This window comes from Stagnihabitans tardus, assembly GCF_009925085.1.
GTDB lineage: Bacteria > Pseudomonadota > Alphaproteobacteria > Rhodobacterales > Rhodobacteraceae > Stagnihabitans > Stagnihabitans tardus.
This window is the reverse complement of record NZ_JAABNR010000003.1, coordinates 227,953-242,549: the sequence shown is the minus strand read 5'-3', so window position 1 is coordinate 242,549 and position 14,597 is coordinate 227,953. Positions and strand designations below refer to the sequence as shown.

Genomic DNA, 14,597 nt, shown 5'->3' with positions numbered 1-14,597 from the left:
GGGAGGACTGAATGCGCGTGCAGCTTTGGGACCGTCCGGGGGCTTGGGAGATCGCGCTTCAGGGCGAGCGGATCGCTTCGGTGACGCCCAGCGCGGGGGAGGCGCTTGGGCTGGCGCTTCCGGCTTTCGTCGAAAGCCATGCGCATCTTTTCGCGGGCGGGGTTGCTTTGGGGCAGTTGAACCTCTCGGCGGTGCATTCCGAGGCGGAGTTGCGGGCGGTCTTGCTGCCCTTTGCGGCGACGGTGCCCGAGGGGGAAATGGTCTGCTGCTTCGGCGCCAATTACGACCTGATGGGCGGGCGGCCCACCCGCGCTGCCTTGGATGCCGTGCTGCAGCGCCCGCTTTACATCGTGGCGACGGATTACCACTGCGCCTGGGCGAACTCCGCCGCCCTTCAGGGCGTGCCAGAGGCCCCGGGGGTCGACCTGGCGCTGGGAGAGCTGCATGAATTCGCCGCCATGGACCTCGTGGGCCGCAAGGCGCCCTCGGGGGGGCGGCAGTCGCTGGGGCTTTTGGCCGCTGAACCCGAGACCCCCGACCCCGAGCGGGACAAGGCCCTGATCCGCGCGGCCATGGCGGAATGTCTGCGCCACGGGATCACCCGCGTGGTGAACATGGACGGCAACCTCTATCAGGCGCAGCTTTTCACCGAGCTGGCGGAGGAGGGGCTGCCCATCGACGTCTCCCTGCCCATGACCCTGGTGGCGGGGATGGAACCGGACCGCCTTGACGCGCTGTTCGCGGCGGCCCGGCGGCCTCCGGTTGGAAGGCTCAGCTTTGGCCGGGTCAAGATGTTCATGGATGGGGTCTTCGACACCCATACCGCCTATCGCGTGACGGATTACCCCGACCGCCCGGGGTTCCGGTCGGAGCCCCTGATCGGGGCGGAGTTTGTGGAGCTTTGCATCCGCGCCGATGCCCTGGGGCTTCAGATCGCCACCCATGCGGTCGGCGACGCGGCGGTCCGGGCGACGCTGGACGGCTACGAGGCCGCCCGCATCGCCAACGGCGCCCGTGACAGCCGCCATCGGGTGGAGCATATCGACCTCCTCCACCCGGACGACCTGCCCCGGTTCAAGGCCTTGGGCGTCACGGCCTCGATGCAGCCGGTGCATCCTCCGGGGCTGGCAGGGCTGCCGCTGGAGCCCACGATCTCCATCGTCGGGGCCGACCGTTGGCCGGACAGCTTCCCCTGGCGGGCGCTTCATGGCCAGACCAGGCTCTGTTTCGGCACGGATTGGCCGGTCTCGCCCCTGTCACCACTGCATGCGATCCGCTGTGCCATGACGCGGCAACCCTGGGCGCCGGGGAACCCGGATCAAAGGCTGACGCTGACGCAAGCGCTTCAGGCCTATACGACGACCGGCGCCTGGGCGGATTTCGTGGACCACGCTCTGGAACCCGGCGCCCTGGCCGATATCGTCATCCTGTCGGGCGACCCGTCAGACCCCGCGACCCGGGTGCTGGAGACCTACAGCCGGGGCGTCCGCAGCGCGTTCATCGCCTGAACCAGGGCCTCGGTGATGGCGGGTTCCGAGAGGGCATGGCCCGACATGGGGATCAGCCGCAGGCTGCATTTCTCCCAACCCCGGGCCAGGGTCCAGGCGCCGATGGGCGGGCAGATCATGTCGAGCCGGCCCTGCACAAGGGTCGCGCCGATATGCTCGATCTTGGATCGGTTCGCCATGATCCAGCCATCGCTCTCCAGGAAGCCGCGGTTCTGGAAATAGTGGTTCTCCAGCCGGGCAAAGGCGCGGGCGTAGTCGGCCGGACCCTCGCCCCAATAGGCATCCGCGCCGACCGAGGCCAGCGCGTTCTCCCAGTTCGACCAGATGCGGCCGTGGCGGATTTCCTCGGAGAGGTCGCCGGAAAACAGCCTGCGGTGATAGGCGGCGATGAGGTCGTGGCGTTCGTCCTCGGGGATGGGCGCCACGAAGCGCGCCCAGAGGTCGGGGAAAAAGACCCCCGCGCCGCCCGCGTAGAACCAGTCGAGCTCGGCCTTGGTCATCAGGAAGATGCCACGCAGGACCATATGGGCCACGGCGCCCGGATGGGTGATCGCATAGATCAAGGCCAGCGCCGCGCCCCAACTTCCGCCGAAGAGGATGAATTTCTCGATCCCCAGGGCCTCGCGGATCACCTCGATATCGGCGACCAGGTCCCAGGTCGTATTGGCCTCGACGCTGGCATGGGGGCGCGAGCGTCCGCAGCCGCGCTGGTCGAACAGCACCACGCGATAGACCGAAGGGTCGAAATAGCGCCGCATCGCGGGGGAACAGCCGCCCCCCGGCCCGCCATGCAGCACCAGGACCGGCACGCCCGCCGGATTGCCGCATTGCTCGACATAGATGCGGTGGCCGTGGCTGACCTCCATCATCCGCTGGTCAAAGGGCTCGACCGGCGGGTAAAGGAAATCTGTCGCACGTTTGGGGCCTGATCTCTGGTCCATTCCGCCTTATATAGGCAGCAGCGTCCGACATGAAACGGAGATTGCGATGCAGACCACGATCGACCCCGCCGAAGTTGCCAAATTCGAGGCGATGGCTGCCGAATGGTGGGACCCGAAGGGCAAGTTCAAGCCGCTGCATCTGATGAACCCCTGTCGGCTGGACTATATCACCGCGCAGATCGCGGCGGAGTATGGCCGCGACCTGAAGGGCCCGCTGCCGTTTCAGGGCCTGCGGGTGCTGGATATCGGCTGCGGCGGCGGGCTTCTGTCCGAGCCCATGGCGCGGCTCGGCGCCACGGTCGTCGGCGCCGATGCGGCGGCGCGCAACATCCCCGTGGCGCAGGTCCATGCGGAACAGATGGGGCTGAAGATCGACTACCGCTTCACCACCGCCGAAGACCTTGCGGCGGCTGGCGAGCGCTTTGACGTGGTTCTCAACATGGAGGTCGTGGAACATGTCGCCGACCCCCAGGGCTATCTGACCGCCTGCCAGGAGCTCTTGAAGCCCGGCGGGATCATGATTTGCTCGACCCTGAACCGGAACCCGCAAAGCTTCATGATGGCCATTATCGGCGCGGAATGGGTGATGCGCTGGCTGCCCAAAGGGACGCATGACTGGCAGAAATTCATCACCCCGGACGAGCTTTATACCCTGATCACCCGGGCGGGGCTGACCCCCCTCGACCGCAAGGGCATGGTCTTCAACCCGGTGACCTGGTCCTGGCGGCTTTCCGCGCGGGATCTGTCGGTAAACTATGTGACGACCAGCCGGAAAGAGCCCATGGTCTGAGCGGCGGTTGCCCTTTCCCGCCCCTTTTGCGATGATCCAGACAGGGTAAAGGGGTGCGCGATGCGGTTCGGTTTGGCTTTGGTATTGCTGTTGGCGGGTCCGGCGGCGGCGGATATCAGCCTTGTCATTCAAGGTGACAAGGCGATGCAAAGGGCGGTCCGCGCGGCCTCGGGGCTCTCGGAGGACGGCAAGACCGCGCTTGACCTCTATACCGATGCCCAGGCCGAATATGGGCGGCTGATCTCGGCGCTTTATGCCATGGGGCATTACGGGCCGGTGATCAGCGTGAAGATCGACGGGCGAGAGGCCTCGACGATTGCCCCCCTGGATGCGCCCGCGCAGGTCCGGTCCATCGTGGTGACGGTCGATCCCGGCCCTGCCTTCGCCTTTGGCGCCTTGCGGCTGGCGCCTTTGGCGGGGAATACCGAACTGCCCGAGGGCTTCAAGACGGGCGAACCCGCCTATTCCGGCACGGTGCAGGATGCCGTCACGGCGGGCATCGACGGCTGGCGCGAGGTCGGCCATGCCAAGGCAGGCGTCGGGCGGCAGGCGCTTTCGGCCGATCACCAGGCGGGCACGCTGTCGGCTGATATCACCCTGGCCCCCGGCCCGGTCCTGCGCTTTGGCGGGCTTGCGGTCTCGGGCGCCAAGACGATCACGCCGCAGCGCATCGTCGCCATGGCGGGCCTGCCCACGGGGCGGACCTTTAGTGCCTCCGAGGCCACCCGCGCCGCCGAGCGTCTGCGCCGCAGCGGGGTGTTTTCCTCGGTGACCCTGTCCGAGGCCGAGGGCATCACCCCGCCCGATATCCTGAACTTCTCCGCCGAAGTGGTCGAGGCCAAGCCGCGCCGCTATACTTTCGGCGCGGAATGGGCGACGGATGACGGCGTCTCGGTCAACGGCTCCTGGCTGCACCGCAACATCTTCGGCGGCGGCGAGCGGCTGGAGATCACCGGCGCCGCCAGCAATATCGAGGCCGGGACCAGCGGCATCGACTATGACCTGGGGGTCAGCCTGAACCGGCCCGCCTCTCTGGGGCCGGATACCGCCCTGTCGCTGTCGACCGACTTTTCCCATGTCAACGACGATGACTATTCCGCCAATACAGTGACGCTGGGCGCCGGTTTCACCCGCTATTTCACCCCGACCCTGACCGGGACGGCGGGGCTGGGGGCGAGCTACAGCCGGGGCAAGGATGCGGCGGGGGATTTCACGCAGAGCAGCCTTTCGGTGCCCATCTCGGTCACCTGGGACCGGCGCGACAGCACGACCAGCCCGACGAAGCTGTTTTACCTGAACGGAGAGGTCAAACCCTTCGTCGGCTTCGGCGATACCGATACCGGCGCGCGGCTGGCCTTTGACGCGCGGGCCTACAAGTCGGTGGGCAAGACGGTCCTGGCGGCGCGGTTGCAGGGCGGCGCGGTCGTGGGGGCCAGCGCCTTGGGCACGCCGCGCGACGACCTGTTTTACTCGGGCGGCGGCGGGACGGTGCGGGGTCAGCCCTATCAGTCGCTGGGCTTTCAGATCACGCGGGATGCGACCTCGGTCGGCATCGGGGGGACGCAATTTGCGGCGCTTTCGCTGGAGGCGCGGGTCAAGGTCACGCAATCCATCGGCGTCGTGGGCTTTGTCGATGCGGGGACGGTGGCGATTGCGGGTGAGGGCGACTGGCACGCGGGCGCCGGGATGGGGCTGCGCTATGAGACGGGCTTGGGCCCGGTGCGGCTGGACCTGGCGGTCCCGGTCGGTGGCGACACCGGCGACGGCTTGCAGATTTACGTCGGTTTGGGACAGGCCTTCTGATGCGCAAACTCGCTCTCCTTCTGTGCCTTGTGCCGCAAATGGGCCTGGCCGATGCCGCCGAGGACAAGGGCTGGATCGTCAACTGGCTGCAAGACAACCTCTCGGGCGCGGGGCGCAAGGTCGAGATCGATGGGTTTAAGGGGGCTTTGTCCTCCCAGGCCAGCCTCGAACGCCTGACCATCGCCGACGACCAGGGCGTCTGGCTGACCCTGACCGGGGTGACTTTGGACTGGAGCCGCTCGGCGCTTTTGTCGGGGCGGGTCGAGGTCAATGCCTTGACGGCAAAGGAAATCGATCTCGCCCGCCTGCCCGAGGGTGAAGGCACCACGGCCGAGGCGGGGGGCTTCTCCCTGCCCGAACTGCCGGTTTCGGTCTCGGTGGCGGGGGTCTCTGCGGAGGTCATCCGGCTCGGCGCCCCGGTCCTGGGCGAAGAGCTGACGGCCAGCCTGACGGCCAACCTGACCTTGGAGGGCGGTGCGGGCACCGGTCACCTGGACCTGACGCGGACAGATGCCGAGGGCCATGTCCGCGTCGCGGCGAGCTATGGCAATGCGGATGGCGTCCTGTCGCTGGACCTCGATGCGGCGGAGGCTGCGGGCGGGATCGCGGCGCGGAAGCTGGGCGTGCCGGGCGCGCCCTCGACCAGCCTGCGGATCGCGGGGACGGGGCCGCTGTCGGACTTTACCGCCCAGGTGAACCTGTCGACCGATGGGGCGACGCGACTGGGGGGCTTGGTGACGCTGAAGGAGGGGGCCTTTTCGGCGATCCTTGCGGGCGATCCGACGCCGGTCTTCCTGCCGGAATACGCTGCCTTCTTCGGGCCGAATGTAGCTTTGCAGGTCAAGGGGTCTCAGGGGGCTTCGGGCCTGGTGCTGGACAGCCTGGCGCTGCAATCGGCGGCGCTGACGCTGGAGGGGCGGGCGCGCTTTGCCCCGGGCGGGCGGCCGGAGCTTTTGGACCTGACGGGGAAGCTTGGGATGGGTGGCGGGGCGGTGACCCTGCCCTTGAGTGCTCCGGTGACGGTCACCGGGGGCACGCTTCAGCTGTATCACGATATCACGGCGGGGCAGGACTGGACGCTTTCCGCCAGGCTGAACGGGCTTGTCACCGCCAGCCTTGCTGCCACCGAGATCGCGGTCAGCGCCGAGGGCGACCTGGCCGAGGGGGTCTTCGACGGCACGGCCGAGGTGACGGCCAAGGGGTTGAAGGCGACGGACCCGGCCTTGGACCGCGCCTTGGGGTCCGAGGTCGCGGCCTCGGCGCGGTTTCACAGCGATGACAACGGCTTGACGGTCGAGAACCTGGGGCTGACGGCACCGGGCCTGTCGCTGGCGACGCTCGGGCGGATCGGGCTGGACGGGGTCTTCAACGGCCAGGCCTCGGGGCGGATCGACGACCTGACGCGGATCTCGGGCTATCAGCCGGGGCTGTCGGGGGCGGTGACGTTTGACCTGGCGGGCAGCGTTCAGGCGCTGACCGGGGGGTTCGACCTGACCGGCACGCTGGAGGGCCGGGCGCTGACGGTCGGTCAGGCCGAGGCGGATGCGCTTCTGGCGGGGGAGAGCCGGATCGAGGTCTCGGCCCTGCGGGACGAGACCGGGATCACGCTGCGGCGGCTGGTGGCCGTGGCGGGGGGGCTTTCGGCCAATCTCTCGGGCAAGGTGGCCAGCGCGGGCAGCGATCTGACCGGCAGCGTGGCCTTGGCGGACCTTGCGGTGATCGGGCGCAAGGGGTCCTTGGCGGCGCAGGTCCAGGTCACGGGCACGCCCGCGCAGGGCAGTGCGAGCGCCAAGCTGACCGGGCAGGATCTTGGCATCGGCCAGGCCGAGGTGGACAAGCTTCTGCGGGGCGCCTCGGTCATCAGCCTGGAGGCGACGGTCTCGGATGGAGCCCTGGTTCTGCAAGCCTTTGATCTGAAAGCCGATCAGCTTTCCGCCCAGGCCGCCGGGCCGCTCGAAGGGCTGCAAGTCACCGCCCGGCTGGCCAATCTTGGGCTTTTCGTGCCGGAGTTTCCGGGGCCTGTGACCCTTGCGGGCAAGGCGGGGTGGCAGGAGGGCGCGGTGCTGGACCTGAAGGTCCAGGGGCCGGGGCATATCGCGGCCCAGGTCGCGGGTCGGCTCGGGACCCGGCTGACGATCAAGGGCACGGCGGCGGCGGCCTTGGCCAATCCTTTCCTGCGGCCAAGGTCGGTCTCGGGCGGGCTGCGCTTTGACCTGGCGCTGGGGGACATGTCGCTGGCGGGGCTCTCGGGGACGGCGCAGCTGAGCGATGGGCGCTTTGCCGACCCCGCGCTGCCCTTTGGCCTGACCGGGATGGCGGGCTCGGTGCAACTGGCGGGTGGGCGGGCGACATTGCGCGCCGAGGCCCAGGTGACCACCGGAGGCACGGCGGGGGTGACCGGGAGCCTGGGGCTCGCGGCGCCCTATACCGCTGATCTGGCTATCAAATTGGCCGGGGTAAAGCTGCGCGACCCGCAGCTTTACGAAACCACGGTGGGCGGAGAGATGGCCTTTCGTGGCCCGGCCCTGGGGGGCGCCTCGATCACCGGGAACCTGAGCCTTGGCCGGACCGAGCTGCGCATCCCCTCGACGCTGGCCACGGCGACCCCGCTGGAGGGGCTGACCCACAGGGGCGATTCGGCAGCCGTGCGGGCGACAAGGGCGCGGGCGGAGGGGGATTCGGCGGACGCCAAGGGCGCCTCGGGCCCGGCCTATGGGCTGAACCTGCGGATCACGGCGCCGAACCAGGTCTTCTTGCGCGGACGGGGTCTGGATGCGGAACTCGGCGGCGGGCTGACCCTGGGTGGGACGACCCAGGCCATGGTGCCGACCGGGGGCTTTACGCTTCTGCGCGGTCGGATGGATATCCTTGGCCGTCGCATGACCCTGTCCGAGGCCACCCTGGACCTGCAAGGCGCGCTGATCCCGATGGTCCATGTCGTGGCCTCGGTCGAGGCCTCGGACATCACCGCCATCGTCACGGTCGACGGCCCGGCCACGGCGCCTGAGGTGGCCTTTACCTCCTCACCGGCCCTGCCGCAGGAAGAGGTCCTGGCCCAGCTGCTCTTTGGCCGCAGCCTCGAGACCGTCTCGGCCTTCCAGGCGGCGCAACTGGCCTCGGCGGTGGCGACGCTTTCGGGGCGCGGCGGCGAGGGGATCATGGGCAAGATCCGCGCCAAGACCGGGCTGGACAACCTGGACGTCCAGACCGATGGCGCGGGCGGGGGCAGCCTGACGGCGGGCAAGTATCTGAGCGAGAACATTTATTCCGAGGTCACCGTGGACAGCGCGGGCAAGAGCGACATCAGCCTGAACCTGGATGTGGCGCGGCATATCACGCTGAAGGCAAAGGTCGATACCGAGGGCAATTCGGGCGCCGGGATCTTCTTGAAAAAGGACTACTGACGCCGCCGCTCGGCATCGACCGCCGCGCCCAACAGCACCGAAAAGGCGCTGGCGTAGAGCCACATCAGCAGGATGACGACCGCGCCGATCGTGCCGTAGACCTTGTTATAGCTGGGAAAATTGGCCAGGTAGAGCATGAAGAGCCGCGCCGCCAGGGCCCAGAGTCCGACGGCGACCCAAAGCCCCGTGGTGAAGAGCCGGGGCTTCACGCGGTGGTTCGGGCCAAAGCGATAGGCCAGCGAGATCGAGATCAGCACGAGGAAGACGCCCAGGGCCAGGTTGGCGCGGTGCAGAAGAACCGCATCATCTCCCGGCAGGGGCAAGACCGCGATGACCAGGGGCGCCACGACGGTCGCCAGCATCGCCGCCAGCGCCAAACCCATCAGGGCCAGCGTCAGGACCAGCGCTCTCAGGTGGTGATGCCCGGTGGTCCGGTTCGGCAGGCGGTGGATCGCGTTCAACCCGCGGATCAGCGCGTCCACTCCAGCCCGCGCCGACCAGAGCGCAAAGAGTGTCGAGATCGCCGTCGCCCAGCCCAGGGGCGCACCGCTGACCGAGACCAGGGCGCGAACCTGGACATGGATCAGGCTCAACGCCTCGGGCGGGAGGACGGGGCGCAGGACGTCGATCTGTTTCTCGATGATGGCAGGGTCATACCAGGCCCCCCAGATGGCGATGATCACCGCCGTTGCCGGGAACAGCGCCAGGAAGCCGAAGAAGGCCACACCGGCCGAGATCAGGCTCAATTCGGCCTGTTCCACCCTTCGGTAGAGGTTCCAGCCCGCTGCGATGACGCGGGGCGGCAGGAAGCGGCTCAGCACGGGTCACCTTCAAAAGGAAAGGGCAGACGCAAGTGAATGCGTCTGCCCAAAAGTCTCATGCCACAGTGGCGATCAGTTGGTGCCCGTGGTCGTGGTCGTGGACGAGGAACCGCCCAGAACGGCCAGCAGAGCCAGCGGAATCACGGCCAAGGCAGCCAGCGGAAGACCACCAGCAAGCGCGACCGGAGCCGGGGCAGGCGGAGCCGGCGGGGTCGGCGTGGTTTGAGCAAAGGCGGCCGAAGAGGCCAACACCACGGCAGTCGCCAGAACGACAAACTTTTTCATTGTTACACTCCTCAGCATTTCACTTTGTTCCGGGATAGCACGAACGGACAGGCTTGATAAGCCGTTTCGTTCAAATTCAATCCACAATCCGCTGAATCAGCATGGGTGCCGTTCCAGGCGACAGTCTTTGCTCGGACTGCCTGATTTTTCCACCCTTGTCGAACCAGTAGCGATTCTCGAAGCGGTCCGCGCCCTTGTAACAGGTCTCGACCACCAGGCGCGTGTCATAGACCTGATCCAGGACCGTGACCCTTTGCGCCCCGCCCGCCGCGAAGTCGCAGTCGTAATCCATCTGCACCGGCACATCGAGCCCGTTCAGGTATTCATAGACCCGGTGGACGCTGCCCGAGGCGGCGGAGACCTGCGCGATGCCCGGCCCGGCCGAGGCCATCAGATCGGGCCCAAACCCGCGTGAGGACTGCAAAATCCCGTCCTTCAGCGTCACGGTCTCATAGCCGGGGCTTGACCAGGTCATGGCGTCCCTGGACGGGTAATAGGGCGCCATCAGCGAGGCATATTTCAGCCCCGGCAGCGCCACGCTGATCACCGGCTGGCCATCGGCCTCCAGCGCCTCGCGCAGCGTGGCCAGTTGCGCCGGATCGACGTCACCCGCGCTCCGCTGCGCCAAGAGCGCGGGAATCCGGGCAATGGCCTTCAGCGAGACCGCCGCGTCGGCACGGTCAGGCGTGTTGCCGCAGCCCTGAAGCGACAGGCCCAGCGCCAGAATCATGACCAGCTTGCGCATCATTTCCACACGCGCCCCCAATCCGCCGTGATTCGTGCGGCGTCATAGTCCCGCAGGGTCTCATACAGGCGGCCCTCGACCGCCAGCCTGGCACCGCCGTCGCGCTGGATCGGGCGGATGACGAGGTTGCGCTGCGACCGGCTGGGGCGGCCGAGGAACCAGTTCGTCGGGATATGCACGTAGATGCCCTTGTCGAAAGAGCCCTCGCCGAAATCCGCCGCCGAGACATTGGTCAGCGTCGCAAAGCCACCCATGCGCCAGCCATTGGCGAATTCGCGGCTCAGCGTCAGGGTCGCGCCGACATCCCCCGCCAGGTAGCGCCCCACATCCAGTTGCAGATTGTAGCCGCGCCCCATGTCGAGATAGCCCGAGACATGGCCGGTCGCGACGGAATAGTCGAAATGGTCAAAGCCCAGCATGCCGTCAAGGTCGCGCTGCGCGACGTAATTGGCCTCGATCCCCAGGGACCAGGCCTTGCCCTCGGGCCGATACAGCATCTCGGCCGAGACGCCGCCGAACATCCGCTCAAGATAACCCGCCGTCACGCGGCCATAGAGATTGGGGCCGAGCCGGGCGTAATAGGCCGCCGTCAGCGAATCGACGACCGGAGTCTTGACGACCTGGTACGAGGAAGCCTCGGTCCGCACATGGGGCAGGACCGAATTGCTCTTGCGGTCGTTGGTGATCCCCTGGCTCAGCGTCTTGACCACGGAGCCCGCGAAAATCAGGCCCGGCGCGGGTTCCAGCCGGAAATTGGCCCTGGCGCCGATGTTGATCTGGAACGGGTCGGCCGGGTCGAAGGTCCGCGTCTCGCCCGTGGGGACGATGGACCAGGTGAAGCGCGGGTAAAGGTCGGGGTTGGTCGCCATCCCCTCGGGCGGCGTGCCGGCCTCCTGGATATGGCTGCGGATCAAGAGCGCGGGACCGGCGCCAAGCTCGCCCTCGAACTTCTCGAGGTTGCTGCGGTAGATCACGACCTTGGTCGCCGCCATGCCGTTTTCCAGCGGCACCAGCTCGAAGACCTCGATCGAGGCGGGGACGACATAGGTCAGGGCCCGCGCGATCCGCCCGATGGGCTGCGAGGCCGCATCATAGGCCGAGCTGCGGTAGCGCACCTGCACCCGGTCATCGGTCACGTCCAGGCTTTCGATGATGATGCCCAGGTCGCGGTCGATGTAATTCTGCAATGCCGTCAGATAGCTGGCATTCACGCCCTCGGTCTCGGTCCAGCCGGTGACCCAAGCGCCCGGATCGGACTGCGGTGAGGGGCGGGGCAGGACCGGATAGGGCGCGGGGCCTGCGAGGTTGCCCGTCGGCCTCTGGTTCGGGTTGATCGAGATGGCAAGGTTCATGCCGATCTGATCGCCATACATGTAATAGGCGCCCAGGTGGAACGCGCGGCTCGGCTGGTATTCGATCCCGAAGTTGAAAGGGCTGGAGCGGCGGAAGGTGCCGCGCACCCCGGCCTCTTCGCTATAGGCATCCGAGGAATACTCGACCTTGGCGCGCCACTTGTCGTTGATCGCATATTCGATCCCGCCAAAGGGCGCGACATCGCCGCGGAACCACAGGTCATAGTTCGGCTTGCCGCCCATGCCGAAAGAGGCCTTGGGACGGGTGCCCAGCGTCGCAATCGGGTTGTAGGTGGCCAGGCGCCCGAAGCCCAGGCCCGCCGTCACCTTCAGCCGGTCGCCGAAGGTCTTGGTCGCCGCCACATACTCGCCCGCATTGATCCCGGTGCCCGCGAAATCCAAAAGCCCGATGGACAGGGCCGGACGATAGCGCCCCTCGGTCAGGATCTGGTAGCTGATGTCGAAGTTGCGGTCGTAATAGGTCTCGAAGCTGTTGACGCCAAGACATTGCGGCCCCGGGCAAAACGCGTCGTTCCAGTTGCGGATGCCGATATAGCGGAAGGTTCCGGTCAGGCGCGGGGTGAACTGGGCGGCAATCGAGTAGCGGAAGATCGGCCCCATGCGCGAGCTGTCGACCGTGATGAAGCCATCGGGCTGCATGTCGCCCGAGGGCATGTCGATCAGGCCGGTGTTGCCGATCATGTTGACCGAAGGCACCATCTCGGCCCCGGTCGCGCTTGCCATGCAGGCCAGCGCCACGCCCCCCAGCAATCGGGCGACCGAGAGTCTCAACTGCGACACGAAATACCCTTTCCTCACCGAAGCCGCTCCATCTTAGCGGCGGCGGCGGCAAATGTCCAAGCGCGAGCCTTGGTCTAGGGCAGGCGGTCCGCGAAAACCGGGGATTGCCCCTCGGCGATGCCGCCAAAACCCTCGACATAGGCGGCGGCGACGGCGCGGGCGGCCTGGGCATCGCCGGTCGCCGTGGCATGACGCAAGGATTGCAAGGCCTTGGCCATGTCCAGCTCGGTCAGGCTGCGTTCGCGCGCCCGCAGGATCTTGGCATGGGGCGTCGTCAGAAGCCCCGCGCCGATCAGCAATTCCTCATGCAACTTTTCACCGGGGCGCAGGCCGATCATGCGAATCTCGATATCGCCATCGGGGTTGGCCTCGTCCCGCACGCGATAGCCGGCGGCGAGAATCATCTGCTCGGCCAGGTCGCGGATGCGCATGGGCTTGCCCATGTCCAGGACGAAGACATCGGCCTCGGCCCCGCCCACCGGGAAAGAGCCCGCCAGCAGCACAAGCTGCACGGCCTCGGATATGGTCATGAAATAGCGGGTGACGTCTTCATGCGTCAGGGTGATCGGCCCGCCCTTGCGGATCTGTTCCTTGAACAAGGGCACGACCGAGCCCGAGGACCCCAGCACATTGCCGAAGCGCACGATGGCGAAACTGGTGCGGGTGGCGCGCTTGGCCAGGTCTTGCACGACCATTTCCGCCATGCGCTTGGAGGCGCCCATGACATTGGTGGGCCGCACCGCCTTGTCGGTCGAGATCAGGATGAAGCGTTCGACCCCCGATTCCTCGGCCGCGTCGGCCAGGATTCGGGTGCCCAGCACGTTGTTCGACATGCCCGCCACCGGATTGCTTTCGACCAGGGGCACATGCTTGTAGGCGGCGGCATGGATCACGACCTCGATCCCGTGGTCGGCCATCGCCGTCCGCGTCGCCCGCGAATCGGTGATGGAGCCCAGGAGCGGCACCAGCTCGACCCCGGCAAAGTCAGGCAGCTCACGCAGCTCGCGGTCGATGTCGTAAAGCGCCTTTTCGGAGACCTCGAACAGCACCAGCTTGCGCGGCTTCAGCGCCAAGAGCTGGCGACAAAGCTCGGACCCGATGGAGCCGCCCGCCCCCGTCACCATCACCGACTTGCCCGGATAGACGGTCGAGCCCGTGGTGATCTGGTCATCGACCGACTGGCGGCCCAGGAAGGCATCGGGCACGACGGGCGCCAGGTTGTCGATCAGCGCCTCTGTCCCCACCAGTTGCGCGAAGGAGGGCAGGGCCAGCACATCCAGCCCCAGGCTTTGCAGCCGATGCGCGATCTGCATCTGCCGGGGCGCCGAGGCCGAGGGCATGGCCAGAAGCACGCGGTCGACCTCTTTCTCGCGGACCAGGCGTTCGATCTTGTCGGGAGAATGGACCTTGAGGCCCGCAATCGTCATGGACTGCTGCCCCTCATCGTCGTCAATAAAGGCCACGACGACGATGGATTCGTGATTCTTCAACGCGGCGGCCAGTTGCACCCCCGTGGTGCCCGCCCCATAGATCGCCACCCGCCAGCGCCTTTGCCCCCAGCGCAGCACCAGGAGATAGGCGTTCAGCATGGCCAGCCGCACGCCAACCGAGCCGATGAAGAAGGTCAGCCCGAACAGCGCATAGCCGATCAGGGTGAAGTGGAAGTTCTTCAGGCCGAACATGGCCCAGAGCGCGACGACCAGAAGCGCCGAGAAATTCGCGGTCTGGGTATAGGACAGCGACTCATAGGCCTTGAGCCGGATGTTCGGGATGCCCAGCGCCGTCGAAAGCGCCGCCGCCACGGGCGGCAGGAACAGGAAGACCGCGCCGATTTGCGCAAGCTCCTCCCCCGGCCAGAGGCTGGAGGCCTCGAGCATCAGGGTGGCCAGGAGCGCGCATTCGACGATCAGGATATCGATCGACAGAAAGACCAGCCGCTTGTGCGTGCGGCTTAGCCGTTCAACCAAACCAAACAACCTGGAACGCAACGGCGTCATTTCAACAACACTGGCCTTTCGCATACTGCCGGACCACCTGCACAGAATTGGGCTTGGTCCGGTCACATCCCTGATGGAGCGACCGGTTCAGGCTATGCCCCGCAGTCTTCGGGATCAAGCCAACTGGCCTAAACTTCCGGCATAAAGCTT

At 66.9% G+C, this 14,597-nt stretch carries 10 protein-coding genes; 4 read left to right on the top strand and 6 right to left on the bottom strand.

Annotated features, from left to right (window positions below; translation table 11 throughout):
- The first annotated feature begins 11 nt into the window (after positions 1-11).
- Complete coding sequence (locus GV832_RS04670) at positions 12-1,508, top strand: amidohydrolase (protein ID WP_168773667.1); 1,497 nt, start codon at positions 12-14, stop codon at positions 1,506-1,508.
- Here the strand turns inward: GV832_RS04670 and pip are convergent.
- Positions 1,472-2,449 carry a prolyl aminopeptidase gene (pip, locus tag GV832_RS04665; protein ID WP_168773666.1) on the bottom strand — a complete coding sequence of 326 codons (978 nt, stop codon included), beginning with the start codon at positions 2,447-2,449 and terminating at the stop codon, positions 1,472-1,474. The genes GV832_RS04670 and pip overlap by 37 nt on opposite strands.
- A 46-nt stretch (positions 2,450-2,495) precedes the next feature.
- Here pip and ubiG point away from each other — a divergent pair, with 46 nt between their 5' ends.
- The 3 genes from ubiG to GV832_RS22300 are packed head-to-tail and all read left to right on the top strand — an operon-like array spanning position 2,496 to position 8,446.
- Positions 2,496-3,239: a bifunctional 2-polyprenyl-6-hydroxyphenol methylase/3-demethylubiquinol 3-O-methyltransferase UbiG gene (gene ubiG, locus GV832_RS04660; protein ID WP_227754220.1), complete on the top strand. Its 744-nt coding sequence runs from the start codon at positions 2,496-2,498 to the stop codon at positions 3,237-3,239.
- A 60-nt stretch (positions 3,240-3,299) separates the two neighbouring features.
- Positions 3,300-5,042, top strand: a complete 1,743-nt coding sequence (locus GV832_RS04655) for an autotransporter assembly complex protein TamA (RefSeq protein WP_168773665.1) — start codon at positions 3,300-3,302, stop codon at positions 5,040-5,042.
- Complete coding sequence (locus GV832_RS22300; RefSeq protein WP_168773664.1) at positions 5,042-8,446, top strand: translocation/assembly module TamB domain-containing protein; 3,405 nt, start codon at positions 5,042-5,044, stop codon at positions 8,444-8,446. The genes GV832_RS04655 and GV832_RS22300 overlap by 1 nt, the downstream gene beginning before the upstream one ends.
- On the opposite strand, the gene GV832_RS04645 is transcribed toward GV832_RS22300, so the two are convergent.
- The 5 genes from GV832_RS04645 to GV832_RS04625 all read right to left on the bottom strand — a co-directional run bounded on the left by GV832_RS04645 (position 8,440) and on the right by GV832_RS04625 (position 14,447).
- The gene (locus GV832_RS04645) at positions 8,440-9,267 is read right to left on the bottom strand and encodes a YihY/virulence factor BrkB family protein (protein WP_168773663.1); all 828 of its coding nucleotides are present in this window, start codon (positions 9,265-9,267) and stop codon (positions 8,440-8,442) included. The two genes, GV832_RS22300 and GV832_RS04645, sit on opposite strands and share 7 nt — an antisense overlap.
- A 72-nt stretch (positions 9,268-9,339) precedes the next feature.
- Complete coding sequence (locus tag GV832_RS04640) at positions 9,340-9,552, bottom strand: hypothetical protein (protein WP_168773662.1); 213 nt, start codon at positions 9,550-9,552, stop codon at positions 9,340-9,342.
- Positions 9,553-9,628: 76 nt separating this feature from the next.
- Complete coding sequence (locus GV832_RS04635; protein WP_168773661.1) at positions 9,629-10,300, bottom strand: YjbF family lipoprotein; 672 nt, start codon at positions 10,298-10,300, stop codon at positions 9,629-9,631.
- Positions 10,297-12,450 (bottom strand): YjbH domain-containing protein, encoded by a 2,154-nt coding sequence (locus GV832_RS04630; protein ID WP_168773660.1) that lies wholly within the window; start codon positions 12,448-12,450, stop codon positions 10,297-10,299. Before GV832_RS04630 ends, GV832_RS04635 begins: the two co-directional genes overlap by 4 nt.
- Positions 12,451-12,524: 74 nt before the next feature.
- Positions 12,525-14,447, bottom strand: coding sequence for a polysaccharide biosynthesis protein (locus GV832_RS04625; RefSeq protein ID WP_435531740.1), 1,923 nt, complete (start codon positions 14,445-14,447; stop codon positions 12,525-12,527).
- Between the last annotated feature and the right edge of the window lie 150 nt (positions 14,448-14,597).